General features: G+C 71.2%; 19 protein-coding genes. 13 read left to right on the forward strand and 6 right to left on the reverse strand.

The window, feature by feature from the left end; genetic code table 11:
- Positions 1 to 27: 27 nt before the first annotated feature.
- The gene (locus OOK07_RS31405) at positions 28 to 561 is read right to left on the reverse strand and encodes a hypothetical protein (RefSeq protein WP_266802338.1); all 534 of its coding nucleotides are present in this window, start codon (positions 559 to 561) and stop codon (positions 28 to 30) included.
- Positions 562 to 883: 322 nt separating this feature from the next.
- Here OOK07_RS31405 and OOK07_RS31410 point away from each other — a divergent pair, with 322 nt between their 5' ends.
- Positions 884 to 2,569: an RNA polymerase sigma factor gene (locus OOK07_RS31410; protein ID WP_266799803.1), complete on the forward strand. Its 1,686-nt coding sequence runs from the start codon at positions 884 to 886 to the stop codon at positions 2,567 to 2,569.
- On the opposite strand, the gene OOK07_RS31415 is transcribed toward OOK07_RS31410, so the two are convergent.
- The gene (locus OOK07_RS31415) at positions 2,551 to 3,252 is read right to left on the reverse strand and encodes a glycerophosphodiester phosphodiesterase (protein ID WP_266799805.1); all 702 of its coding nucleotides are present in this window, start codon (positions 3,250 to 3,252) and stop codon (positions 2,551 to 2,553) included. The genes OOK07_RS31410 and OOK07_RS31415 overlap by 19 nt on opposite strands.
- Positions 3,253 to 3,271: 19 nt before the next feature.
- Positions 3,272 to 4,336 carry an adenosine deaminase gene (locus OOK07_RS31420; protein WP_266799806.1) on the reverse strand — a complete coding sequence of 355 codons (1,065 nt, stop codon included), beginning with the start codon at positions 4,334 to 4,336 and terminating at the stop codon, positions 3,272 to 3,274.
- A gap of 316 nt (positions 4,337 to 4,652) precedes the next feature.
- Here OOK07_RS31420 and OOK07_RS31425 point away from each other — a divergent pair, with 316 nt between their 5' ends.
- Positions 4,653 to 5,564, forward strand: a complete 912-nt coding sequence (locus tag OOK07_RS31425; RefSeq protein WP_266799807.1) for a DUF4190 domain-containing protein — start codon at positions 4,653 to 4,655, stop codon at positions 5,562 to 5,564.
- 233 nt (positions 5,565 to 5,797) lie between these two features.
- On the opposite strand, the gene ybiA is transcribed toward OOK07_RS31425, so the two are convergent.
- A complete protein-coding gene (gene ybiA / locus OOK07_RS31430; protein ID WP_266799809.1) occupies positions 5,798 to 6,382 on the reverse strand; it encodes a riboflavin biosynthesis intermediates N-glycosidase in 585 nt (194 codons plus the stop codon).
- Positions 6,383 to 6,592: 210 nt separating this feature from the next.
- On the opposite strand from ybiA, the gene OOK07_RS31435 reads away from it, so the two are divergent.
- The 7 genes from OOK07_RS31435 to OOK07_RS31465 all read left to right on the forward strand — a co-directional run bounded on the left by OOK07_RS31435 (position 6,593) and on the right by OOK07_RS31465 (position 14,385).
- Positions 6,593 to 8,128, forward strand: a complete 1,536-nt coding sequence (locus tag OOK07_RS31435; RefSeq protein ID WP_266685134.1) for a gamma-aminobutyraldehyde dehydrogenase — start codon at positions 6,593 to 6,595, stop codon at positions 8,126 to 8,128.
- 56 nt (positions 8,129 to 8,184) lie between these two features.
- Positions 8,185 to 9,432, forward strand: coding sequence for an ABC transporter substrate-binding protein (locus OOK07_RS31440; protein ID WP_266685136.1), 1,248 nt, complete (start codon positions 8,185 to 8,187; stop codon positions 9,430 to 9,432).
- A 5-nt stretch (positions 9,433 to 9,437) separates the two neighbouring features.
- Positions 9,438 to 10,607, forward strand: coding sequence for an ABC transporter ATP-binding protein (locus tag OOK07_RS31445; protein ID WP_266799811.1), 1,170 nt, complete (start codon positions 9,438 to 9,440; stop codon positions 10,605 to 10,607).
- The gene (locus OOK07_RS31450; RefSeq protein WP_266685138.1) at positions 10,607 to 11,530 is read left to right on the forward strand and encodes an ABC transporter permease; all 924 of its coding nucleotides are present in this window, start codon (positions 10,607 to 10,609) and stop codon (positions 11,528 to 11,530) included. Before OOK07_RS31445 ends, OOK07_RS31450 begins: the two co-directional genes overlap by 1 nt.
- Complete coding sequence (locus tag OOK07_RS31455) at positions 11,531 to 12,331, forward strand: ABC transporter permease (protein WP_266685139.1); 801 nt, start codon at positions 11,531 to 11,533, stop codon at positions 12,329 to 12,331. It abuts the gene before it with no gap.
- Between the two features lie 28 nt (positions 12,332 to 12,359).
- On the forward strand, positions 12,360 to 13,811 hold the full coding sequence (locus tag OOK07_RS31460) for an NAD(P)/FAD-dependent oxidoreductase (RefSeq protein WP_406312650.1): 1,452 nt from the start codon (positions 12,360 to 12,362) through the stop codon (positions 13,809 to 13,811).
- Between the two features lie 121 nt (positions 13,812 to 13,932).
- A complete protein-coding gene (locus OOK07_RS31465; RefSeq protein WP_266685140.1) occupies positions 13,933 to 14,385 on the forward strand; it encodes a bifunctional DNA primase/polymerase in 453 nt (150 codons plus the stop codon).
- Positions 14,386 to 14,407: 22 nt separating this feature from the next.
- On the opposite strand, the gene OOK07_RS31470 is transcribed toward OOK07_RS31465, so the two are convergent.
- Both OOK07_RS31470 and gabT read right to left on the reverse strand, forming a co-directional pair.
- Positions 14,408 to 15,265 (reverse strand): phosphatase PAP2 family protein, encoded by an 858-nt coding sequence (locus OOK07_RS31470; RefSeq protein WP_266685141.1) that lies wholly within the window; start codon positions 15,263 to 15,265, stop codon positions 14,408 to 14,410.
- A gap of 191 nt (positions 15,266 to 15,456) precedes the next feature.
- Entirely contained in the window at positions 15,457 to 16,791 is a 1,335-nt protein-coding gene (gene gabT, locus OOK07_RS31475; protein ID WP_266799814.1) for a 4-aminobutyrate--2-oxoglutarate transaminase, read from the reverse strand.
- Positions 16,792 to 17,054: 263 nt separating this feature from the next.
- Between gabT and OOK07_RS31480 the strand changes: the two genes are divergently transcribed.
- The 4 genes from OOK07_RS31480 (at position 17,055) to OOK07_RS31495 (ending at position 24,189) form a co-directional block, all read left to right on the forward strand.
- Entirely contained in the window at positions 17,055 to 19,196 is a 2,142-nt protein-coding gene (locus tag OOK07_RS31480) for an ATP-binding protein (RefSeq protein ID WP_266685144.1), read from the forward strand.
- Positions 19,197 to 19,476: 280 nt separating this feature from the next.
- On the forward strand, positions 19,477 to 20,697 hold the full coding sequence (locus OOK07_RS31485) for an RNA-guided endonuclease InsQ/TnpB family protein (protein ID WP_266799815.1): 1,221 nt from the start codon (positions 19,477 to 19,479) through the stop codon (positions 20,695 to 20,697).
- A gap of 155 nt (positions 20,698 to 20,852) precedes the next feature.
- Entirely contained in the window at positions 20,853 to 22,433 is a 1,581-nt protein-coding gene (locus OOK07_RS31490) for a PucR family transcriptional regulator (protein WP_266799816.1), read from the forward strand.
- A 295-nt stretch (positions 22,434 to 22,728) separates the two neighbouring features.
- Positions 22,729 to 24,189: an aldehyde dehydrogenase family protein gene (locus tag OOK07_RS31495; protein ID WP_266799817.1), complete on the forward strand. Its 1,461-nt coding sequence runs from the start codon at positions 22,729 to 22,731 to the stop codon at positions 24,187 to 24,189.
- Positions 24,190 to 24,245 lie beyond the last annotated feature (56 nt).

The following is a 24,245-nucleotide window of genomic DNA, read 5'->3' on the forward strand; positions in this document are numbered from 1 at the left end:
CGAACATCTCGGCCCACCCCCCGGCCACTACGAGGCGATCCGCCGCGGCGCGTCCCGCCGCAGGATGCTGCGCGCGGCCGCCGGTGCGGCCCTGACCTGCGGTGTCGCCGCCCTGGTCGTACTGCCGCTGCGCCTGACGGCCTCCGACGCGCCCGGCTCCCCGACGGTGCCTCTCGCCCCGCCCCCGGCGAGCAGCCCCTCGAACCCGCCGCCCCGGACGGCGACGCCCGCACCGTCGAGTGCCGGGCCCGGCCAGTCGTCCCGTTCCGCCCCGCCGACCGCCGGACCGACCGCCGGACCGACCGCCGGACCGAGCGCCGGACCGACCAGAGAGCCGAGCGCGGCCGAACCGTCCAGCCCCACCGTCGCGCCGGTTACTCCGATACCCTCCCGATCCGCCTCCGTCCAGCCGTCCGCGCCCGGGTCCCGGGCCGTCGCGACGCCGTCGAGCGCGCCCCGCCGGTAGCCACCACGGAAGCGAGGTGGCTCGCGCGGGACGGTTGTGAACACGTTCTGCGGACCGATCCGCTGCATCCCCTTCCGGTGGACGGTGGCCGGCATGTCCTTCGGCGTCTTCGGCGTCTTCGGTGTGCTCCCGTCATCTGCACTGCTCCCGCTGTACGTCGTCCGGAAGAAGATCAAGCGACGGGAGACGCTGACCGCTGCCCCGGATCCCGGCCCGGTGGCGCTGCTTGAGGGCGGCCTGCACGATCCGCTCGGCGAAAAAAGTGTTATCCCGTCAGCCTCCAGCCCGTCTCCCCTCGCGACCCCCGTTTCCCCCACACCCGGGAGCTCCCTTGCACCGCCCGCACCGGGACCGCACCGTGACCTCGGACATGGCCGCATGCCCGGGCCGAGCTGAGAAGGTGCGGTCGGACGGCGTATGACCTGGGAGGGGGCAGACGTGGGAGACAGGGCCGGGCGGGAGTGGCGTGCCACCATCGCCGCCGCGCAGGCCGGTGACCGGCACGCGTTGGAGGAACTCGTCGCCGGCTGGCTGCCGCTGGTCTACAACGTCGTCGGCCGCGCCCTGAACGGCCACGCCGACGTCGACGACGTCGTGCAGGAGACCATGCTGCGGGCCGTCGGCAACCTCGGCTCACTGCGCGACCCGGACAGCTTCCGGTCCTGGCTGATGGCGATCGCCATGCGGCAGATACTTGACCGGGCGCGCCGCAGAGCCACCCGGCAACTGGACGAGAGCGCCGCCAGGGAGGCCACCGACTTCGCCGAACTTACCGTGCTGCGACTCCAGTTGGAGGGCCAGCGGCGCGAGGTGGCGGAGGCGGTGCGCTGGCTGGACGACGAGGACCGCCAACTGCTGTCCCTGTGGTGGCTGGAGGTCGCGGGCGAGCTGACCCGGCGCGACCTGGCGGCGGCCGTCGGCATCAGCCGGCAGCACGCCGCCGTACGCGTCCAGCGGATGAAGGAACGCCTGGAGACCTCGCGCGGGATCGTGCGCGCACTGGACGGGGCGTGCCCCGCACTGCGGGAGCTGACCGGCCGCTGGGACGGGCGGCCCGACTCGGTCTGGCGCAAGCGGCTGGCCCGGCACATCAGGGGCTGCGCCTACTGCGGCGACGCGCGCACGTCCGTCGTACCGGCGGAGCGGCTCCTGGTCGGCATCGCGCTCGTACCGGTCCCGGCCGGCTTCACCCTGTCGCTGGCTCTCGGCGGCAAGACGGCGGCGGCCGCCACCTCCGTCGGCTGGTCCGCCAAGGTGCTCGGCATCCTGGCCAAGCCCGCGGTCGCCGTCACGGCGGCGGCGACCGTCGTCGCGGGCGGCGCGTACGTCGTCACGCAGACCCCGGGCACCCCGCCCCCGCACGCGGCGGTCACCCCCACTACGGCGAGCACCCACCGCCCGCCGCCCCCTTCCGCCTCGCCCACGCCCTCCCCGTCGCCCTCGGTGTCCCCCTCCGTGGCGAAGCAGAAGACCGAGCTCTACGGCAGCGTCGTCGACGCCGTCGACAAGGCGCCCGACCCGGACACCTCGCCCGGCGCGCTCCCGCACCGGCCCGCGTCCGGCGTCACCAGCACCGGCGGGGCGCACGCCGTGATGAACCACCGCGGCGACAGCGTGACGCTCACCGGCCAGGGCTATGTCCTGGTCCGCTGGCAGATCTCACCGCAGTACCGGTCGGGCGGCCTGGTCATGCCTGCCTGGACCGGCCTGAAGGGAAAGCTCTTCCACGTGGCCTCGGGCGGCGGCCGCCGGATGGATGACCACGTCAGCGACACCGACCGCTCCGCCACCGGCATGGGCGACTCGACCGTCGGCTACGCCGTACCGCAGGCCGGCACCCAGCAGATGTGGCAGAACGAGTACTTCTACCTCGACGGCGGCGTCACCCTCACCGTGAACGAGCGCGGCGCCGACTACGGCCTGAGCGTCTTCCCGACCACCTGGGACGCGGTGGAGAAGGACGTCACGGCCGGCCCCGACCAGGGCGCGAGGCGCTACGGACTGGTCCGCGACACCGGCAGGGACGACACTCCGGTCCCGCAGTACGTGACCCGTGCGACGCCGGCCGATCCGGCGACGGTGGCTCAGCGCTCGCGGGTGTAGCCGCCGTAGCGCAGAGCGCACAGGACATCGACGCGGTTGGTCGTGATCGAGTCGACGCCGAGGCCGATGAGGCGGCGCATGGAACGGCGCGTGTCCGGCGTCCACACGGACAGCAGGTAGCCGTCGTGGTGGACGCGGGCGGCCAGCTCGCGACTGACCAGGGAGAAGCGGTAGTTGAGCCAGCGCGGCTTCACCGCCGAGAGCAGCGCGGGGCGCGGGGGCGCCAGGCTGGTGCAGGTCAGGGCGATCTCGGCGGACGGGTCGGCGGCGCGGACGGCGAGCATCGCGGCGGAGCCCGCGGTGTAGTAGACGCGCTCGGCCGCCCCGGCCTCCCGTACGGCGTCCACGACGCGGCGCGCCGCCCGTACGTCCCGTATCCCCGGCAGGTCCAGCATCAGCCGGGTGCCGTCAGCGGCGGCCAGCGCCTCCGCGAGCGTCGGCACCCGGCCGTCGGTGAGCCCGCGCACCTCGTCCGCCGACAGGGAGCCGAGGGGCCGCTCGTGCTCCCACAGCCGTTTCAGCGTCGCGTCGTGCAGGAGCACGGGGACACCGTCCTTGGTGAGTCGTACGTCGATCTCGACGGCGTCCGCGCCCCGGTCGAGCGCGGAACGCAGCGAGTCGATCGTGTTCTCGCGGACGCGGTAGGGGTCGCCGCGGTGGGCCACGGCGGTCACGTTCTGCATGGCCCCATTGTGGAGGGCGTCAGGGGGCGAGCCACGCCGAGGTGTAGCTGTCGATCTCCTCGCGGATCCGGACCTTGCCCGCCTCGTCCAGGAAGGAGGCGTCGACGGCGCTCCTGGCGAGGGCCGCGAGACCCTGTTCGTCGAGCTTCAGCAGGCGGGCGGCGACCGCGTACTCGTTGTTGAGGTCGGTGCCGAACATGGGCGGGTCGTCGGAGTTGATCGTGATGACGACCCCGGCCTTGGCGAACTCCTTGACCGGGTGCTCGTCCAGGGTGCGGACCGCGCGCGTGGCGATGTTCGACGTCGGGCAGACCTCCAGCGGAATCCGGTGCTCGGCAAGGTGCGCGAGGAGCTTCGGGTCCTGGAAGGAACTGGTGCCGTGTCCGATGCGCTCGGCATGCAGGTGAGTGAGGGCGTCCCACACCGTCTCGGGGCCGGTGGTCTCCCCGGCGTGCGGCACGGAACGCAGACCGGCGGCGACGGCCCGGTCGAAGTACGGCTTGAACTGCGGCCGCGGCACCCCGATCTCGGGCCCACCGAGCCCGAACGACACCAGCCCCTCCGGCCGCAGCCGGTCGTCGGTCGCGAGCCGCGTCGTCTCCTCAGCCGCCTCCAGGCCGGCCTCGCCGGGAATGTCGAAGCACCAGCGCAGTACGGTCCCGAACTCGGCCTCGGCCGCCTTGCGCGCGTCCTCGATCGCGTCCATGAAGGCACGCTCGTCGATGTTGCGCCGGGTCGAGGACCACGGCGTGATGGTCAGCTCGGCGTACCGCACCTGCTGCCGGGCCAGATCCCGGGCCACCTCGTACGTCAGCAGCCGTACGTCCTCCGGGGTGCGGATCAGGTCGACGACCGACAGATATACGTCGATGAAGTGCGCGAAGTCCGTGAAGGTGAAGTAGTCGACCAGTGCCTCGGGGTCGGTGGGCACCTTGGAGTCGGGGTGCCGGGCGGCGAGTTCCGAGACGATCCGGGGGGAGGCGGAGCCGACGTGGTGGACGTGCAGTTCTGCCTTGGGCAGTCCGGCGATGAAGGCGTGCAGGTCACGCGGCACGACAGCGGACACGTCGAGATGCTCGGTCAAGAGTTCCTCCCCGGAACGGCGCCCCGGGCGGCTTCGGCGCTTCGGCCTGGCGGGGCGCGGGTGATCGGCTGATCGGTGGGTCAGGATCATCGTAGGCCGGGGGCTCGGTTCGCGGTGTGGGGGTGTGGTCGCGTGGGACAGGGCGGGGCGGGGCGGGGTGAGGCAGGGCAGACAGGGCGGGGCGGGCGCCGGGCCCCGGGCCATGGGCCCCGAGCCCCGAGCCCCGAGCCATGGGCCATGGGCCATGGGCCACGGTCCGGGGCCTCCCGGCTCGGGCCGTAGCATGACGGAACGTTCGACAGAGGGGATTACGTGCATGTCCGACGACGCGCAGACGCCGGCCGCCCGCGACCCGTGGGCCGCACCGTCGGAGGCAGGCTCGCGCGACGCGGCCCCCAAGGTCCCGCTGGCCAAGCCGGACCGCCCCGCCGCCCCCGTCCCGGAACCGAACCCCTGGGCATCACCGGCGACCGACGCCCAGGCGGGCCCCGGCCACACGGTCGCAGGCCAGGGAGCCGGGTACACGGTCGCCGGGCACGGCCCGGGTGAGGGGGCCGACGAGCCCGGCCCGGCCAGCCCGCCGCGGCCTTCCGTCCATGACCAGCTGACGGTCACGTCCTTGCCCGGCATCGACGACACACCGCCCCCCTCCCAGCCCTGGGCCGCCCCCTTCACCCCACAGGGCCCGACGCCCCCGATGGGCGGTCCGGTCAATCCGTTCGCCCCGCCCGGCGGGATGCCTCCGATGGGCGCTCCGGCCAATCCGTTCGCCCCGCCCGGCCCCGTGGCGCACGCAAGCGGCTCTGCCGCCCCCTTCGCCCCTCATGCCCACGGCGAGCCGATCCCGCCGCCGCCCATCGCCCCTGACGGCCCCGGCCAGGTCCCGTACGGCTACGGCTATCCGCCCCAGGCCGGTTACGGCGGACCCCTCCCGCAGTCCCAGGGCGCACCCGGCTACTACAACTGGCCCGGCATGACGCCCATGCCCAGGAACGGCATGGGCACCGCCGCCCTCGTGCTCGGCATCATCGCGGTGGTCGTCTTCTGTCTGTGGCCGATCGCCGTCGTGCTGGGTGTACTGGCTGTGATCTTCGGCGTGATCGGCCGCGGCAGGGCGCGCCGGGGCGAGTCGACGAACCCTGGTCAGGCCCTCGCGGGGATCATCTGCGGCGCCGTGGGCACCGTGCTCGGCGCGGTCATGATCGCGGCCTGGATCGCCCACCTCTGAGGGACAGGCTGCCCGGCGACGCCGGGCTCTCGTGGTCCCGAGCGGGTGGTCCCGAGCGGGTGGTCCCGAGCGGGTGGTCCCGAGAGGGTGGACCTTGTGTGTTCAGGCCGGCACCCGAGCCTGCCGGCTACGGCACCCGCGCCGAGCTGGCTACGGCACCCTCGCCCAGTCGCACCCGCGCCTGCCGGCTCAGGCACCTCGCCGAGCTGGCTACGGCACCCGCGCCTGCCGGCTCAGGCACCCGCGCCCAGTCGCCCCCGCGCCTCCATCAAGGCGAACCCCAGCAGATTCGCCCCCCGCCACCGCTCCGGATCCATCGCCGCCTCGGTGTCCGCTGCCAGGCCGATGCCCCACACCCGGTCCATGGGGCTCGCCTCGACCAGGACCCGGTCGCCCGTGCCCAGCAGGAACTCCCGCAGATCCGGGTGCGCGGTGAACTTGTGGACGCTGCCCTCGACCACGATCGCGAAGCGCTCGCGCTTCCATATCTCCTCGTCGAAGCCGCGCACCAGCCGCCCCGCCTTCTTCGCGAGAGACGGATCGTCCGCCGCCAGCACCTGCCGCTCCGCCTCCGCGTCGTCGAACAGCCGCGCCTTGGCCGCCATCATCCAGTGCTCGGCCGTCGCATACGCCGTCCCGTCCACCGTGAACGCCGCCGGCCACCACTGACTCATACAGCTCGACGCCACCCGGCCGTCCACCCGTGCCCGGTGACCCCAGAAGTGCAGATACTTGAACCGGGCGCCGGCGCGGACTTCCCTGACCAGGGCTTCCCGGGAGGCGATCCGCCCCGCGATCCCGCCCGTGCTCTCTTCCATGCACGGGAGTTTGGCAGGCACCACTGACACTCCGTCCCTCCTATTCCGAGCTCACTCGACACCTGGTCGACAGATTCCGTCGCGTAACCAAAAGGCAACAACGGAATCACTTGTTGGACGGCATCAGCTCTGTCAGGATCGGCAGTCAAATCGAGCTGGAGCTACGCCACCCACCTCATGAGCCGCGGGGCGACGGCGGAGGAGAGCGACATGCACAACCCGGGTCAAACCATCCCGGAACGATTCCCGGCGCAGGACCGCTTCGCGGACGGCGCGCAGTTCATCGCGGGGCGCCTCACCAAGGGCACCTCCGGTCGTACCCACGCGGTCGTCGACCCGGCGACCGGCGACGAGGTGTACACATACGAACTCGCCGGCCCCGACGACGTCGACGCGGCGGTGGCGGCCGCGCGCGAGGCCTTCCCCGGCTGGGCCGCCACCACGCCCGGCGGGCGTTCCGACGCGCTGCACCGCTTCGCCGCCGTGCTCGCGGACCGCGCCGAGGAATTCGCCCGCGCAGAGTCCCTCCAGTGCGGCAAGCCGCTGAAGCTGACGCGTGGGTTCGACGTGCCGGGCACCATCGACAACACCGCCTTCTTCGCGGGCGCCGCCCGGCATCTGCAGGGGCAGTCCGCCGGTGAGTACTCCGGCGACCACACCTCTTATGTACGCCGTGAACCCATCGGTGTCGTCGGGTCGATCGCGCCCTGGAACTACCCCCTCCAGATGGCCGCCTGGAAGATCCTCCCGGCGATCGCCGCGGGCAACACCATCGTGCTGAAGCCCGCCGAGCTCACCCCGCTCACCTCACTGCTGTTCGCCCAGGCGGCGACCGACGCCGGCCTCCCGGACGGTGTGATCAACATCGTCACCGGCACAGGCAGGGAAGCGGGCGAGCACCTGGTCGGTCACCCCGATGTCGTCATGACCTCGTTCACCGGTTCCACCGCCGTCGGCAAGCGTGTCGCCGAGGTCGCCACCGCGACCGTCAAGCGCATCCACCTGGAGCTCGGCGGCAAAGCCCCCTTCGTGGTCTTCGACGACGCCGACCTGGAGGCCGCCGCCAACGGCGCGGTCGCGGGTGCGCTCATCAACACCGGCCAGGACTGCACGGCCGCCACGCGCGCGTACGTACAGCGCCCGCTCTACGACGCGTTCGTCGAGCGGACGGCCGCCCTCATGGAGAGCGTCCGGCTCGGCGACCCCTTCGCCCCCGGCACCGACCTCGGCCCGCTGATCTCGCACCTCCAGCGCGACCGCGTCGCCGGATTCGTCGACCGGGCGCGCTCCTACGCGCGCGTGGTGACCGGCGGCGAGGCTCCCGGGGGAGCTCTGGAGAACGGTGCGTACTACCGCCCCACCCTCGTCGCGGACGCCGCCCAGGACAGCGAGATCGTCCAGTCCGAGATCTTCGGGCCGGTCCTGGTGGTCCTGCCGTTCGACAGCGACCAGGATGGGATCAGGCTCGCCAACGACTCCCCGTACGGCCTCGCCGCCTCCGCCTGGAGCCGCGACGTCTACCGGGCGAACCGCGCCACCCGTGAGATCAAGGCGGGCTGCGTGTGGATCAACGATCACATCCCGATCATCAGCGAGATGCCGCACGGCGGCTACAAGGCGTCCGGCTTCGGCAAGGACATGTCCACCTACTCCTTCGAGGAGTACACGCAGATCAAGCACGTCATGTTCGACAACACGGCGGTGGCCAGGAAGGACTGGCACCGCACCGTCTTCGGGGACCGATAGCAGAACCTGACGGTCGTCCACAGGCGGCCGCCACCTCCCGAAAGGGCAGCACGCGCATGGAGCAGTACGAGCCCGACCGCCTGTCACCGGCCACAGCGGCCGCCGTGCGACGCAGTCTCCGCAACGGACGGGCCGCCATGACCCGCCGTTCGGTGCTGCGCGCCTCCGCGGGCGGCGCGCTTGCCGCCGGCGGCATGGTGGCGCTGAGCGGCTGCGGGATCCCAGCGGCAGGCAAATCGCAGGGCGGAGTGTCCGCCGACGACCACTCGGCGAAGGAGAAGGTGATCAACTTCTCCAACTGGCCCGAGTACATCGACGTCGACGACAGCGGCAAGCGCCACCCGACGCTGGACGCGTTCCGCAAGCGGACCGGCATCCAGGTCAAGTACACCGAGGACATCAACGACAACGACGAGTTCTTCGGCAAGATCCAGCCGCAGCTCGCCGCGGGCCAGGACACCGGGCGCGACCTCATCGTGCTCACCGACTGGCTGGCCGCCCGCATGATCCGCCTGGGCTACGTCCAGAAACTGGACGCGGCCAACCTGCCCCACGCCTACGCCAACCTGTCGGACCAGTTCCGCAGCCCGGACTGGGATCCGGGCCGCGCCTATTCGTATGTGTGGCAGGGCATCTCGACCGTCGTCGCGTTCAACAAGAAGGCACTCGACGGCGTCGAGGTGAAGTCGGTCTCCGACCTGCTCGACAACCCCGCGCTCAAGGGCCGGGTCGGCCTGCTGACCGAGATGCGTGACACCGTCGGCATGACCATGCTCGACATGGGCAAGGACCCGGCGAAGTTCACCGACGACGACTACGACGCGGTGATAGCCCGTCTGCAGAAGGCCGTCGACAAGGGCCAGATCCGCCGCTTCACCGGCAACGACTACACCTCCGACCTCAGCAAGGGCGACCTGGCGGCCTGTGTCGCCTGGGGCGGCGACATCGTGCAGCTCCAGACGGACAACCCCGATGTCGGCTACGTCATCCCCGACCACGGCTACATGACGTCCACCGACAACCTGTTGATCCCCAACAAGGCGCGCCACAAGACGAACGCCGAGCGGCTCATCGACTACTACTACGAGCCGGGGCCGGCCGCCGAACTCGCCGCCTACATCAACTACGTGAGTCCGGTCGCGGACGTCAAGCCGTACCTTGCCAAGCTCGACAAGTCGGCGGCGAACAACCCGCTGATCCTTCCCGACAAGGCCATGCAGGCGAGGTCCGTGGCCTTCCGCTCGCTGAGCTCGAAGGAAGAGACGGCCTACCAGCAGAAGTTCGCGAAGCTCACAGGGGCGTGACGAAGATGACCACAGACAACAGCGGCGACGTGCGCCTTTCCGGCATCAGCAAGACCTACGGCTCCTTCACCGCCGTACACCCGCTCGACCTGACCGTGCCGCAGGGGTCCTTCTTCGCCCTGCTCGGCGCCTCGGGCTGCGGCAAGACCACCACCCTGCGCATGATCGCCGGCCTGGAGGAGCCCAGCGGCGGCACCGTCCACCTCGGCGACCAGGAGGTCACCCAACTGCCGCCCTACAAGCGGCCGGTGAACACCGTCTTCCAGTCCTACGCCCTCTTCCCGCACCTCGACATCTTCGAGAACGTCGCCTTCGGCCTGCGCCGGCGCGGCATCAAGAGCGTGAAGAAGCAGGTCGAGGAGATGCTGGAGCTGGTCCAGCTCGGCGAGCAGGCACGCAAGAAGCCGCACCAGCTCTCCGGCGGCCAGCAGCAGCGCGTCGCGGTGGCCCGCGCACTGATCAACACCCCGAAGGTGCTCCTCCTAGACGAGCCGCTCGGCGCCCTCGACCTCAAGCTGCGCCGTCAGATGCAGCTGGAGCTCAAGCGCATCCAGACCGAGGTCGGCATCACCTTCATCCACGTCACGCACGACCAGGAGGAGGCCATGACCATGGCCGACACGGTCGCAGTGATGAACGCGGGCCGCGTCGAACAGCTCGGTTCGCCCGCCGACCTCTACGAAAACCCCGACACCACCTTCGTCGCCAACTTCCTCGGCACCTCGAACCTGATCGAGGCCGAGGTCGACTCCAGGAGCGGCGGCGACATCGTCCTCAGGGCGGGCGGCGGCAAGCTGGTGCTGCCCGAGTCGCGCTGCTCCGCGCCGACGACGACCGGCGGCAAGGTACTGGTCGGCGTCCGCCCCGAGAAGATCTCGCTCACGCACGCCGACGACGCGGGTGAGATCGGCGAGGGCCGCAACCGCATCACCGGGAAGATCGCCGACTCCAGCTTCATAGGCGTCTCCACGCAGTACGTCATCGACAGCCCCGTCTGTCCCGAGTTCGAGGTCTACGCGCAGAACATCGACCGCGACGCCCGGCTGGTGCCCGGCGCCGAGGTCGTCCTGCACTGGAACCCGGCACACACCTTCGGCCTCGACGCGGACCAGTCCCTGCTTGCTGGGACAGTGGGCTCCGCCGGGGTGGCCGAGGTCGAGGAGGAGGCCGCCTGATGGCCACGCTCAGTGAGGCGCCACCCCTGGCGCCGGTCCCCGAGAAGAAGCCCCCGCGCAAGCGGGGCCGCCTGGTGCCGTACTGGCTCCTGCTCCCCGGTCTCCTGTGGCTGGTCATCTTCTTCGCGTTGCCGATGATCTACCAGGCCTCCACGTCCGTGCAGACGGGCTCCCTGGAGGAGGGCTACAAGGTCACCTGGCACCTCGCCACCTACTGGGACGCGATGTCCGAGTACTGGCCGCAGTTCCTGCGCTCGATCCTGTACGCCGGCGCCGCGACGATCCTGTGCCTCGTTCTCGGCTACCCGCTCGCGTACCTGATCGCCTTCCGCGCGGGCCGCTGGCGGAACCTGATCATGGTCCTGGTGATCGCGCCGTTCTTCACCAGCTTCCTCATCCGCACCCTCGCCTGGAAGACGATCCTCGCGGACAGCGGACCGGTGGTGAGCACCCTCAACACGCTGCACCTCCTGGACGTCACCAACTGGCTCGGCTGGACCTCCGGCGACCGTGTGCTGGCCACCCCGCTCGCGGTGGTCTGCGGACTGACGTACAACTTCCTGCCGTTCATGATCCTGCCGCTCTACACCTCGCTGGAACGCATCGACGGGCGGCTCCACGAGGCGGCCGGCGACCTGTACGCCAAGCCCTGGACCACCTTCCGCAAGGTGACCTTCCCGCTGTCGATGCCCGGTGTGGTCTCCGGAACGCTGCTGACCTTCATTCCGGCGGCCGGCGACTACGTCAACGCCGAACTCCTCGGCTCCACCGACACCCGCATGATCGGAAACGTCATCCAGACCCAGTTCCTGAGAATTCTGGACTATCCGACGGCCGCTGCCCTCTCCTTCATCCTCATGGCAGCGATTCTGCTCATGGTGACCATCTACATTCGCCGGGCCGGGACGGAGGATCTGGTCTAAATGCCTGTCGTCAACTGGCTCAAGCGCCATCTCGTCGTCATCGCGGGACTGGTGACGCTCGGATATCTGCTGCTGCCGAACGTCATCGTCACGGTGTTCTCCTTCAACAAACCCAAGGGCCGCTTCAACTACCAGTGGCAGCAGTTCTCCACGGACGCCTGGAAGGACCCGTGCGGGGTCGCCGACATGTGCGGGTCGCTGTCGATCAGCCTCCAGATCGCCTTCTGGGCGACGGCCGGCGCCACGATCCTCGGCACGATGATCGCGTTCGCGCTGGTCCGCTACCGGTTCCGCGCGCGGGGCACGGTGAACTCGCTGATCTTCCTGCCGATGGCGATGCCCGAGGTCGTCATGGCGGCCTCGCTGCTCACCCTGTTCCTCAACCTGGGTGCCCAGCTGGGCTTCTGGACGATCCTGATCGCCCACGTCATGTTCTGCCTCAGCTTCGTCGTCGTCGCCGTCAAGGCGCGCGTGATGTCGATGGACCCGCGCCTGGAGCAGGCGGCGCAGGACCTCTACGCCGGTCCCGCGCAGACCTTCCTGCGCGTCACCCTGCCCATCGCCGCGCCCGGGATCGCCGCGGGCGCGCTGTTGTCCTTCGCGCTCTCCTTCGACGATTTCATCATCACCAACTTCAACGCGGGCTCGACCGTCACCTTCCCCATGTTCGTCTGGGGCTCGGCACAGCGCGGAACGCCCGTCCAGATCAATGTCATCGGTACGGCCATGTTCCTCGTCGCCGTACTGCTCGTGCTTTCCTCGATGCTTATCAGCAATCGCCGCAACAAGCAGAAGGCATAACCGCAGAACCTTGTAGGGAGTTGAAATCATGGCCCCAGGCGCCATGCCCCTGAATTCTGGGGGAAATGCCCCCAGACCCCCTAGTTGGACAAAGTCACTCTCCGACGCACAGCCGGTCCCGTACTGGCTGGAAGACCCCGGCAAGCCCCACCCCGAGCCCGCGCTCACCGGCGCCGAGACCTGCGACCTGCTGGTCGTCGGCGGCGGCTACAGCGGACTGTGGACCGCGCTCATCGCCAAGGAGCGCGACCCCGGACGGGATGTCGTCCTGCTGGAAGGCCGCGAGGTGGGCTGGGCCGCCTCGGGCCGCAACGGCGGCTTCTGCGCCGCCTCCCTCACCCACGGCCTGCCCAACGGACTGACCCGCTGGCCGGACGAGATCCGCACACTGCAGGAGCTGGGCGCCCGCAACCTCGACGAGATCGAGAAGGCGGTCGCCCGCCACTCGCTGGACTGCGACTTCGAGCGCACCGGCGAGATCGACGTGGCCACCGAGACGTACCAGGCGCGGGAACTGCGCGACTGGTACGAGGAGATGGAGCGCGAGGGCCTCGCCGACGGCGTCGAGTTCCTGGAGGCCGAAGCGGTGCGGGAACAAGTCGACTCGCCGACCTTCCAGGCGGGCCTGTGGGACCGCGGGGGCGTGGCCATGCTCCACCCGGCCAAGCTCGCCTGGGGCCTGAAGCGTGCCTGCCTCGCGCTCGGCGTGCGCGTCTACGAGCACACTCCGGCCCTGGCCCTGAAGCCGTACGGCGCCGGCATGGCCGTACGCACCTCCTACGGTTTCGTCCGCGCCCGCAAGGTCGCGCTCGGCACCAACATCTTCCCGAACCTGGTCAGGCGCGTACGGGCGTACACCGTCCCGGTCTACGACTACGCGCTGATGACCGAGCCGCTGAGCGACGAACAGCTGGCGTCGATCGGCTGGAAGAACCGCCAGGGCCTCGGGGACAGCGCCAACCAGTTCCACTACTTCCGGCTGTCCGCCGACAACCGGATCCTGTGGGGCGGTTACGACGCGGTCCACCACTACGGCGGCCGGGTGCGCGCCGAGTACGACGACCGCCCGGAGACGTACGCCAAGCTGGCCCGGCACTTCTTCACCTGTTTCCCGCAGCTGGAGGGCGTCCGCTTCACGCACGCCTGGGGCGGCGCGATCGACACCTGCTCGCGCTTCTCCGCGTTCTTCGGCACCGCACACCACGGCAACGTCGCCTACGCGGCGGGCTACACGGGTCTCGGCGTGGGTGCCACGCGTTTCGGTGCCGAGGTGATGCTGGACCTGCTGGCGGGGGAGCGCACGGAGCGCACCGAGCTGGAGATGGTCCGCAAGAAGCCCCTGCCGTTCCCGCCCGAGCCCTTCGCCTGGACCGGTATCGCGCTCACCAAGTGGTCGCTGGCCCGCGCCGATGCACAGGGCGGCCGGCGCAACCTCTGGCTGCGGACGATGGACAGGGTGGGCCTCGGGTTCGACAGCTGAACGCGATCCAGTGTGATCCAGCTCACTTCAACTGGGTGTGGAAACCCGCGTAATGCCTGCCGGTGGACCTCCCTCTCTCCCATGACGCGATCAGCGTCAAGGAGAGACAGGGAGGCTCCTCATGGATGGGGCGAAAACGGCGGTCGAGTGGCTGGCATCCGTCGCTCCGGATCCCGAGGCCTGCCGCTGGGAGTGGGAGCGCAACCCCCTGGGGATCGCGCTGCTGCCCGCAGGCAAGGCCTGGGACGTACTCATCCTGCCGAGCCGGCTCGGCTATCCCACGCTCGACGTCCTCACCCGCGTCCTCGACCGGCCGGGACCGGTCCTGGTCGACTTCGGGGACGCGCGCATGGGCTTCTTCGTGCCCCCGGGCACAGCGGCCCGCTGGCTCGGGACCGGCATCCGCACCGCGGGAGCCGGCACCTGGATCGTGGTGCCGTACCCGGGGCGGTCGACCGGTGGGGTGCGCTGGCTGGTCCCGCCGGACGGCTCGGGCACCCTCACCGACCCCGCGCTCCTCGAACTGGCGATGCACGAGGCGGCAGCGGGCCTGGCGTGCGAGGAGGGCACATGACGGGCCGGTGACGGCCAGAGGTCTACTCGTCCTCCGTGGCGCTCTCGCGTCGGCCGGCCGTGTGGCCGACGCGAACCAGGAAGATCCACAAAGACGTGAGCAGCACCGTGCACAGGCACCAGCTGGCCACGACGTCCAGTGGCCAGTGGTAGCCGCGCCGGACCAGGCCGAACCCGACGGCGAACGTGACGACGGCGCAGGCGATGACCAGCTCGCGGCGGGCGTAAGCCGTGCGCAGCCAGGGGAGCAGGAGCAGGGTCGCCGAGCCGTAGGCGACGGCGGACGTCGCGGTGTGGCCGGACGGGTAGTAGCCGGTCGCCGGGGGCATCACGGGGGTGCCCGGGCGGTCGATCAGTGCCTTGAGGGGCACGATCAGGGCCGGGACCAGCGCCATCACGAGAGCCGCCGCGAGGGGCGGCAGCCACCAGCGGTACATCCCGGACGTCCGGCCCCGCCAGGCCGCGTAGGCCAGGACGACGGCGAGCACCGGCACCGCGACCTGGACATTGCCCAGGTCTGAGAGAAGCTCGGAGAAGCGGTCCGGGTGCGCGAGGGCGAGGCTGACCCTTCGGTCCACGCGCAGAAGCAGGCCGTCGGAGACGACCTGCCAGGTGATCAGCGCGAAAAGAAGGGCGGGAAGCCCGAGAAGGAGAAGGAAGGAGGCCGGCCGCCCCGGAACAGGGGGGGTGGTTCCGGGGCGGCCGATCAGATCGGATCGACGCCCACCCCGGGGGGTTTGGGGCGGGCGACTGTCCGATCGGTGAGGAGATCCGGAGCTGGAAGCTCCGTGTGTGTGCGCGAGGGCACGACCAGGCCGAAGCTGGGGAGGCCCCGTCCTGATGTCGCCCACAGTCCCCTGTGGGCGGGGTGTATCTCTCATCTGGGTAGAACCTACGACAGCCGAAGGGCTCAGGACAGGCGGAATCGCGTTACGCCATCCACCTCGCACACCTTCTTCACACGGCCTGACGGCGGCCGCCCCGGGCCCGGAATCGCAGGGGCCGCGAGGGCTGGGGCGGATGGTGCTCATGTGGTGTGCACCCTGTGGGTGAGCTGCGGATTCCGGGTGGCTCAGATGCGTGTGAAGGCCTGCTCGATGATGTCGAGACCCTCGCTCAGCAGGTCCTCGCCGATGACCAGCGGGGGCAGGAAGCGCAGCACGTTGCCGTACGTGCCACAGGTCAGGACCAGCAGGCCCTCCTGGTGGCAGGCCCTGGCGAGCGCGGCGGTCGCCTCCGGGTTCGGCTCCTTGGTCGCGCGGTCCTTGACCAGCTCGATGGCGATCATCGCGCCCCGGCCCCGGACGTCGCCGATGATGTCGAACTTCTCGGCCATGGCGCCGAGGCGGCTCTTCATGACCGCCTCGATGTTCTTCGCCCTGGCGTTGAGGTCGAGCTCCTTCATGGTCTCGATGGCGCCCAGCGCACCGGCACAGGCGACCGGGTTGCCGCCGTAGGTGCCGCCCAGGCCGCCGGCGTGCGCGGCGTCCATGATCTCGGCGCGGCCGGTCACGGCGGCGAGCGGAAGACCGCCCGCGATGCCCTTCGCCGTCGTGATCAGGTCGGGGACGATGCCCTCGTCCTCACAGGCGAACCACTGGCCCGTACGGCAGAACCCGGACTGGATCTCGTCGGCGACGAACACGATCCCGTTGTCCTGGGCGAACCGGCTGATCGCCGGCAGGAAGCCCTTCGCCGGCTCGATGAAGCCGCCCTCGCCGAGCAGCGGCTCGATGATGATCGCGGCGACGTTCTCGGCGCCGACCTGCTTGCTGATCTGGTCGATGGCCTGCGCGGCGGCCTCGGGGCCGGCGTTCTCGGGACCGGTCGGCCAGCGGTAGCCGTAGGCGACCGGGACGCGGTAGACCTCGGGCGCGAACGGGCCGAAGCCGTGCTTGTACGGCATGTTCTTCGCCGTCAGTGCCATCGTCAGGTTGGTGCGCCCGTGGTAGCCGTGGTCGAAGACGACCACGGCCTGGCGCCTGGTGTACGCGCGCGCGATCTTGACGGCGTTCTCGACGGCCTCGGCGCCACTGTTGAACAGGGCGGACTTCTTGGCGTGGTCACCCGGGGTGAGTTCGGTGAGGGCCTCGGCGACCTCCACGTAGCCCTCGTACGGAGTGACCATGAAGCAGGTGTGGGTGAAGTCGGCGAGCTGCGCGGAGGCGCGGCGTACGACGGCCTCGGCGGACGCGCCGACGGACGTCACGGCGATTCCCGAGCCGAAGTCGATGAGCCGGTTCCCGTCGACGTCCTCGATGATCCCGCCGCCCGCACGCGCGGTGAAGACCGGCAGCACGGAGCCCACGCCCTGCGCGACCGCGGCGGTACGGCGGGCCTGCAGTTCCTGCGACTTCGGACCGGGGATGGCGGTGACGATCCGGCGCTCCTGCGGAAGTGCGCTCATGAGGGGCTCCTGGGGGTGTGCGGCCTTACGGACTCTTGCCTTCTTTTCTCGCAGGTTAGGGCCGGGAGAGAGGGGTGGGCATGCTCCATGTGGGCGCTGTCGGGAATTCGGGTTGTCCGCGTTGGACATGGCGGGGGCGGGCGGACGGCCATCACCGGGTTCGGTTCCGCTGCCCGCCCGCGGCCGCGTAAGCGGTGAACTCCCTTGGCGGGGGCGTTAGATTGACCGCTGAGGACGGAACGGCTGGTCAGGGAGCGAGGGCGATGGACAGCGACGGGACGCACGACGCACGGGGCACGCACGCCAATCCTGTGCCGCGTCCGGCGGGGCCACCGCAGGTTCCGGCGATGCCGGCCCGGCCCCCCGCGGCGCCGGATGTGCCACCGCGGCCGGACGGGTCGGCGTTCCTGACATGGCTGCGGGCACCGCGGCCGGAGGTGGCGCCGGGCGTGTGGCGGTTCGGGCACCGGCCCCGGCCGGAGGAGGAGCCCGAACTCATCCCCGCCCGCCAGCTGGTCAGCGGCGCGGTGATCGCCTTCCTCGTCGGCTGGCTGATCTGGTCGCTGCTGTGGAACGGCTACCTCGGCGGCTGGTGGCTGCTCCCGCTCTACGCGATGATCCCCGGCTCCTGGGCGCAGCCCCACAGCTTCGCCTCGGTCGTGGTCGTCTACGCCTACTACGTGCTGATCGCCCTGGTCATCATGATCGGCGTCGGCAGGCTCGGACGGTGGGGGGAGATCTGGCGCCGCTACGGCCCGCCGGCCTGGAGCAGCCGGTCGGCGCCCCGCACCGAACGCCCGCCCGCCCCCGAACAGGACCCTGCCGAGTGGCCCCAGCTGCGCGCCGCCGGAGCCGTCGACGCCGCCGAGCGCCTCGCCGGCGAGGCCCGCTCCGGGCTGATGCGGGACGTGGACCACGCCCGGATCGTGCGCGCCTGGCAGGGCGTGCGCAGCGGCCGGCACACCCTCGCCGCGTTCACCGGAGCCGTGCTCAAGGACGGGGCCGCCGCCTGTCTGCACCCCTCCGGGGAGCGTGACCTGCCGGCCCGGCTCTCCCGGCACGACCTGCTGACCGGGCAGGTACGGCTCGGTATCGCCGCCGACGACCCCCGCAACCCGTACGCCTACCGCGGCGCCGGACTCGGCCTCGACCCCGGGCTGCTCGGCACCTCGCTGCTCGCTGTCGGCCCGGCCGGCTCCGGCAAGACCGGCACCGTGGTGCGGCCGCTCGCCGAGTCGCTGTGCCTGCACGCCCTCGCCGGACGGGCCGCGGTCGTCGTGGTCGGCGCGGCCGGCGCGGGGCTCGGACCGGTCGACGCGTACGACGTCGTCGTACGGATCGGGCATCCGGAATCGGAGTACGACCTGGACCTGTACGGCGGGAGTGGCGACCCCGACGAGGCCGCGGCAGTGCTTGCCGAGGCGCTGGTCGGGGATCTCGCCGATCCGCACCCCGGCAGTGACAGCCGTCGGTCCACGACCGTGCTCGCCCAGCTTCTGGGACCGTTCCGGGCGGTGCACGGCCGCTTCCCCTCCGTGCCGGAGCTGCGGCAGCTGCTCGACGGGGCGCCCGGTCCGCTGGACACGCTGCGTACGGCGCTGCAGGGCTCAGGGCAGGAGTCGCTGCTGCGTGAACTGGACGCGCGAGAGCGGCAGTCGGGGCACCCCGGTGATGTGGCGGCGGTGCTCGCGGACCGGGTGGCGCTGCTCGACCGGCCCGCCTTCGCCACGTTTTTCAAAAGCTCAGCCTTCGACGCGTCCGGACAGTCCAAGCCCTTCTCCCTCAAGGCCCTGGACCACCCGGTGCGGGTCCGTATCGATCTGCCCGAGCGCGGGCACGCGGACGCCTCGCGGATGCTGGCGCGGCTGGTGCTCGCACAGTTCACGGCGAGCGTGGCGATGCGCGAGGACCGGTCGCTGTTCGCCTGTCTGGTGCTGGACGACGCGTCCGGGGTGGTGACCCCGGAGGCGGTGCGCGGGATCCAGCGGCTGCGGTCGGCGAACGCCGGCGCCGTGCTCACCCTGCGCTCCCTGGACGACGTACCGAGGCCCTTGCGCGGTCCGCTGCTCGGCTCCACCGGATGCCGGATGGCGCTGTCCGGGCTCACTCCGTGGGACGGCCAGGACTTCGCCGAGGTGTGGGGCAAGGAGTGGACCGAGGCGCGGGACGTCACCGACCGGCAGATCATCGCCGAGACCCCGGCGGGGAAGGCCCTGCACGTGCTGCGCCGGGTGATCACCGGCAAGGCGCCGACCCAGCGGGCCGTAACCGTCCGACAGGTCGAACGCGAGCGGTGGTCGGCGTCCGAGCTGGCGCACGGAGTGCCGCCGGGACATGCGGTGCTGTCGCTGACGAACGTGAAGGGCGAGCACGCGCCACCGCTGCTGGTGGATCTGAGGGGGTAGGCCCCTCCTTCACCTGTTTCTTGCGAGGAGGCCCCGGCGTTCACGCCGGGGAGGAATCGCATCCGGGTGTCGCGACGCGGAGCGTCGCCGCATCCGGTTCGGGGCGCGGAGCGCCCGCGGCTGTCGGCACCGCCGAGGTGATGCGAACGCGTGTACCCGTGATCGCTGGTCGGGGTGATGGCCGGGGAATCATGGTCCGTGTGTGCGGCTGTCGTACGAATGGTCCTTCGGAGGGTTCGGGACGGCGCGGTGTCCCGGCCCAGGACCATGAGGGGGCGAGATGGCGCGGGTGGAGGCGACTGCGGAGGCCGGGCATGCCCGGTACACCTTTCGGCTGCGCCTGTCGTCCGCCGCCCGTACCGCCCTGGCGGCGGAGTGGGACCGATGCCGTTGGGTGTGGAACGAATGCGCCGCCAAGTCCAGGGCCATACACCTGCACAACAAGGCCACCGGGCAGAAGGCCACGTGCGGTCCGGCTCAGCTCGACAGGATGCTGACCGAAGCCCGCGCCCGTACGCCCTGGCTGCGGGAGGGCTCGTCGGTTGTCCAGCAGCAGGTCATCCGCGACTTCGGCCGCTCCCGCACCAAGGCACAGAAGGACATCAAGGCGCGCCTGCCCATGGCGCGTCAGGCCGGGATGCCGAGGTGGAAGACGAAACGCGAGGCGCTGCCGTCCCTCAACTACACCCGGCGCGGGTTCCGGTTGAAGGACGGCCGGCTGCACCTGGCGGGTGGCATCGTCGTGACGGTGGTGTGGTCGCGGGAACTGCCGGCCGAACCGTCCTCGGTACGCGTCTACCAGGACAGTCTCGGACACTGGTATGGCTCGTTCGTCGTCCCCGCCCAGGTCGAGCCCCTGCCTCGGACCGGCCGTGTACTCGGCGTCGACTGGGGCGTGAAGGAGACCGCGACCACCACATCCGACGCGCACGACCTGCCGCACGCCGAGCACGGCAAGAAGGCCAGGACGAAGCTGACCCGGTATGACCGGATGATGGCCCGCCGCAAGCCGAAGAAGGGCCGGCCCGGGTCGAAGGGCTACCACGAGGCGAAGAAACTGCGGGCGAAGGCGCACAAGAAGGTTGCGAGGCAGCGTCAGGACACCGGCCGCAAGTGGGCCAAAAAGGCTGTCCGCGACCACGATGCCATCGCTGTCGAGGACTTCCGTCCGAAGTTCCTCGCCAGGACCACGATGGCCCGCAAGGCCGCTGACGCCGCCATCGGCGCCACCAAGGCCGCTCTGATCGCGATGGGCCGCAAGCACGGGCGGGACATCCGCCTCGTCCACCCCGCGCACACCACGATGGACTGCGCGCACTGCGATGCGAGAGCCAAGCATCGCCTGCCGCTGGGTGAGCGCACCTACACCTGCACCGTGTGCGGAAACGTGTCCCCGCGGGACAAGAACTCCGCACGCGTCATGCTCGTCCGGGCTGGTCTCAACCCGGCTGGCGCTGATGGCGTAAGACCTCCTGGAGCGCTGCTCCAGGAGGCAGCCTGAGCCAGGAATCCCCTTCCCTTCAGGGAGGGGAGGATTCAAAGCACGCGGTGACCGTACGGTGAGGCAGAATCGGCAGAGGCCGTTCATACGTGGCGGCCAAGAGATCACCCTGTTCGACTGGTCTCCGCAGACTGTCCCGCCGACCTGAAGGCCTCATGCCCCCGACGCTCGCCTCGCTCGTCCACCACTCCGCGCTCAAGCTGACCGTGCGCGCGGGCGAGGACCGCCTGGACGTGCCCGTCCGCTGGGCACATGTCAGCGAGCTGGCCGACCCGGTGCCCTACATGGAGGGCGGGGAACTGCTGCTGATCACCGCGCTGAAGCTGGACGCGGAGGACCCGCAGGCGATGCGGCGGTATGTGAAGCGGCTGGCGGGGGCCGGGGTGGTGGGCCTCGGCTTCGCCGTCGGCGTCAACTACGAGGAGACGCCGAAGGCGCTGGTCGACGCGGCTCAGGAGCAGGGGCTCCCGCTGCTCGAAGTGCCGCGCCGCACCCCCTTCCTTGCCATCAGCAAGGCCGTGTCCGCCGAGATCGCCGCCGACCAGTACCGGGCGGTGACGGCGGGCTTCGCCGCGCAGCGGGAACTGACGAAGCAGGCGCTGACCGACGGTCCGGAGGGCCTGCTCTCCTCGCTCGCCTCGCAGGTCGACGGCTGGACGGCGCTCTACGACGCCTCGGGCGCCGTCGTCGCCACCGCACCGGAGTGGGCGGGCCGGCGCGCCGCACGCCTCACCGCGGACGTGGAGCGGCTGCAGGAGCGGCCGGCGCCGGCGTCCTCGGTGGTCGGCCCTCCGGACAACGAGGACCGCGTCGAACTGCACTCCCTGGGCACCGGGCGGCGGCCGCGGGCGGCGCTCGCGGTGGGCACCGCGGCGGCCCTCGGCACGGCCGAGCGGTACGCGGTCCACTCGGCGATCGCGCTGCTGACGCTGACGACGGAACGCTCCAGGTCGTTCCACGCGGCGGAACAGCGGATCGGCGCGGCGGTGCTGCGCATGCTGCTGGCGGGGGAGCCGGACCATGCGCGTGCCGTCGCGGGCCACCTGTACGGAGGTCTCCTCGACGCCCCCTTCCGGATGATCGTCGCCGAGGCGGCCACGCGGGCCGCCGCCGACCCCGCAGATCCGCTCGCCGCGCTCGCCGAGACCGTGGAGTCGGCGGCCGCGCGCGCGGGGGAGCCCGTACTGGTCGTGCCCGAGGGAGAGCGGCTGATCGTGCTGGCCCCCGACGGAGGTGCGGCGGTCGCCGCGTGCGGTGAGTGCGCGGCGGTCCTGGGGGCCGCGCGGGATCCGGCCGGCGGTGACGGGGACGAGGTCGTGGTGGGGCTGTCGGCGCCCGTGGGGCCGATCGCGGCCGCGGCGGCGTACAAGCAGGCCGAGCAGGCGTTGTCGGTGGCTCGGCGGCGGGGACGGGTGTGCGTGGCGCACGAGCAGTTGGCGGCCGGATCCGTGCTGCCCCTGCTCGCCGACGATGCGGTGAAGGCGTTCGCGGACGGGCTGCTGCGCCCGCTGTACGAGCACGACGCGACCGGGCGGGGCGATCTGGTGGCCTCGCTGCGGGCATGGCTCTCCCGCCACGGCCAATGGGACGCGGCGGCGGCCGACCTGGGGGTTCACCGGCACACCCTGCGCTACCGGATGCGGCGCGTGGAGGAGATCCTCGGCCGGTCGCTGGACGACCCGGATGTACGGATGGAACTGTGGCTGGCCCTCAAGGCGACATCGGTGGGTGGGTGACTCCAGCCCGAAATCAGCCCCTTTGGCGTTTGAGGAGCGGGGGTCCGGGGGTGGAGCCCCTGGGAGGGGAGGGGAGGGGAGGGGACGGGACGGGTAAGGGACGGGTAGGGGCGGCGGGCGAAAGAACCCCCAGTGCGCCCCGCGCGCACCCCCGTGCACTCACCACCGCGCCAAACCGGCGCACCCCAGCCCCCGACCAGTACGCCCCGGACAAGCGCACCCCCGACCCCTCCGTCCTACCGTGGACCCACTACCACCCCGCACACCCCCTAACGCGGAAGGGCCGGACCCGCACATGCCCCAGAGCAACGTCGCAGCCACCACCGCCTTCTGGCTCGCCGGCCGCCAGGCCACCGGCGAGGACACCTTCGACGTCACCTCCCCGTGGGACGGCCGGCTCGTCGGCAAGGTGAGCGTGCCGAGCGACGCCCAGGTCGAGGAGGCCGTCGCCGCCGCCCACGCCGTCCGCGAGGACTTCGCCGCCACCCCCGCGCACGTCCGCGCCGCCGCCCTCGACCACGTCAGCCGTCGGCTCGGGGAGCGCACCGAGGAGATCGCCCGGCTGATCTCGGCGGAGAACGGCAAGCCGATCAAGTGGGCCCGTGGCGAGGTCGGCCGGGCCGTCTCCGTCTTCCGGTTCGCCGCCGAGGAGGCCCGCCGCTTCAACGGCGGCGAGGCCCAGCGCCTCGACACCGACGCCGGCGGTCAGGGCCGTCTCGCCCTCACCCGCCGCTTCCCGAAGGGCGTCGTCCTCGGCATCGCGCCCTTCAACTTCCCGCTCAACCTCTGCGCCCACAAGATCGCGCCCGCGATCGCCGCCGGTGCGCCCATCATCCTCAAGCCGGCGCCCGCCACCCCGCTCTCGGGCCTGGTCATCGGCGACCTGCTCGCCGAGACCGACCTCCCGGCCGGGTCCTGGAGCATCCTCCCGGTCGCCAACGACAAGATGCCGGCCCTGGTCCAGGACGAGCGCCTGCCGGTGATCTCCTTCACCGGTTCGGAGAAGGTCGGCTACGCGATCATGGACTCGGTTCCGCGCAAGCACTGCACGCTGGAGCTGGGCGGCAACGGCGCGGCCGTCGTCCTCGGAGACTTCGCGAGCGACGCCGACCTCGACTGGGCGGCCACCCGCATCGCGACGTTCTCCAACTACCAGGGCGGCCAGTCCTGCATCTCCGTGCAGCGGGTCATCGCGGACGCCTCCGTGTACGACCGCCTGCTGCCGCGCATCGTCGCCGCCGTCGAGGCCCAGGTCACCGGCGACCCGGGTGACGACAAGACGGACGTCGGCCCGCTGGTCAGCGAGGACGCGGCCAAGCGCGTCGAGTCCTGGGTCAAGGAGGCCGTCGAGTCCGGCGCCACCCTTCTCACCGGTGGCGACCGCGACGGCGCCTCCTACGCCCCGACCGTCCTCACCGACGTACCGGCGGACGTCACCCTCTCCTGCGAGGAGGTCTTCGGACCGGTCCTCACCGTGCAGAGGACGGACGGCGAGGCCGAGGCCTTCGCCGCGGCCAACGACTCCAAGTACGGCCTCCAGGCGGGCGTGTTCACCCACGACCTGCAGGCCGCCTTCCGCGCCCACCGCGCCCTGGAGGTCGGCGGTGTCGTCATCGGCGACGTCCCCTCCTACCGCGCCGACCAGATGCCGTACGGCGGTGCCAAGCAGTCCGGTGTGGGGCGCGAGGGCGTGAAGTTCGCGATGGACGACTACACGTACGAGCGCGTGCTGGTCCTGACCGGACTCGCGCTCTAGCTAATGGGAACCATTTTCATATAGGCTCCCGAAGGGGCCCGGCACCGATGCCTTCC

The sequence above is a fragment of the Streptomyces sp. NBC_00078 genome (assembly GCF_026343335.1).
Lineage (GTDB): Bacteria > Actinomycetota > Actinomycetes > Streptomycetales > Streptomycetaceae > Streptomyces.

Bases quoted from the DNA above. Each gene is read 5' to 3' on its own strand.
- OOK07_RS31435 (WP_266685134.1), top strand. From the start codon at position 6,593: ATGCACAACCCGGGTCAAACCATCCCGGAACGATTCCCGGCGCAGGAC.
- gabT (WP_266799814.1), bottom strand. From the start codon at position 16,791: ATGAGCGCACTTCCGCAGGAGCGCCGGATCGTCACCGCCATCCCCGGT.
- OOK07_RS31405 (WP_266802338.1), bottom strand. From the start codon at position 561: ATGCCGGCCACCGTCCACCGGAAGGGGATGCAGCGGATCGGTCCGCAG.
- OOK07_RS31495 (WP_266799817.1), top strand. From the start codon at position 22,729: ATGCCCCAGAGCAACGTCGCAGCCACCACCGCCTTCTGGCTCGCCGGC.
- OOK07_RS31480 (WP_266685144.1), top strand. From the start codon at position 17,055: ATGGACAGCGACGGGACGCACGACGCACGGGGCACGCACGCCAATCCT.
- OOK07_RS31450 (WP_266685138.1), top strand. From the start codon at position 10,607: ATGGCCACGCTCAGTGAGGCGCCACCCCTGGCGCCGGTCCCCGAGAAG.
- OOK07_RS31460 (WP_406312650.1), top strand. From the start codon at position 12,360: ATGGCCCCAGGCGCCATGCCCCTGAATTCTGGGGGAAATGCCCCCAGA.
- OOK07_RS31415 (WP_266799805.1), bottom strand. From the start codon at position 3,252: ATGCAGAACGTGACCGCCGTGGCCCACCGCGGCGACCCCTACCGCGTC.
- OOK07_RS31470 (WP_266685141.1), bottom strand. From the start codon at position 15,265: ATGAGAGATACACCCCGCCCACAGGGGACTGTGGGCGACATCAGGACG.
- OOK07_RS31490 (WP_266799816.1), top strand. From the start codon at position 20,853: ATGCCCCCGACGCTCGCCTCGCTCGTCCACCACTCCGCGCTCAAGCTG.
- OOK07_RS31445 (WP_266799811.1), top strand. From the start codon at position 9,438: ATGACCACAGACAACAGCGGCGACGTGCGCCTTTCCGGCATCAGCAAG.
- ybiA (WP_266799809.1), bottom strand. From the start codon at position 6,382: ATGGAAGAGAGCACGGGCGGGATCGCGGGGCGGATCGCCTCCCGGGAA.
- OOK07_RS31425 (WP_266799807.1), top strand. From the start codon at position 4,653: ATGTCCGACGACGCGCAGACGCCGGCCGCCCGCGACCCGTGGGCCGCA.
- OOK07_RS31455 (WP_266685139.1), top strand. From the start codon at position 11,531: ATGCCTGTCGTCAACTGGCTCAAGCGCCATCTCGTCGTCATCGCGGGA.
- OOK07_RS31440 (WP_266685136.1), top strand. From the start codon at position 8,185: ATGGAGCAGTACGAGCCCGACCGCCTGTCACCGGCCACAGCGGCCGCC.
- OOK07_RS31485 (WP_266799815.1), top strand. From the start codon at position 19,477: ATGGCGCGGGTGGAGGCGACTGCGGAGGCCGGGCATGCCCGGTACACC.
- OOK07_RS31410 (WP_266799803.1), top strand. From the start codon at position 884: ATGACCTGGGAGGGGGCAGACGTGGGAGACAGGGCCGGGCGGGAGTGG.
- OOK07_RS31465 (WP_266685140.1), top strand. From the start codon at position 13,933: ATGGATGGGGCGAAAACGGCGGTCGAGTGGCTGGCATCCGTCGCTCCG.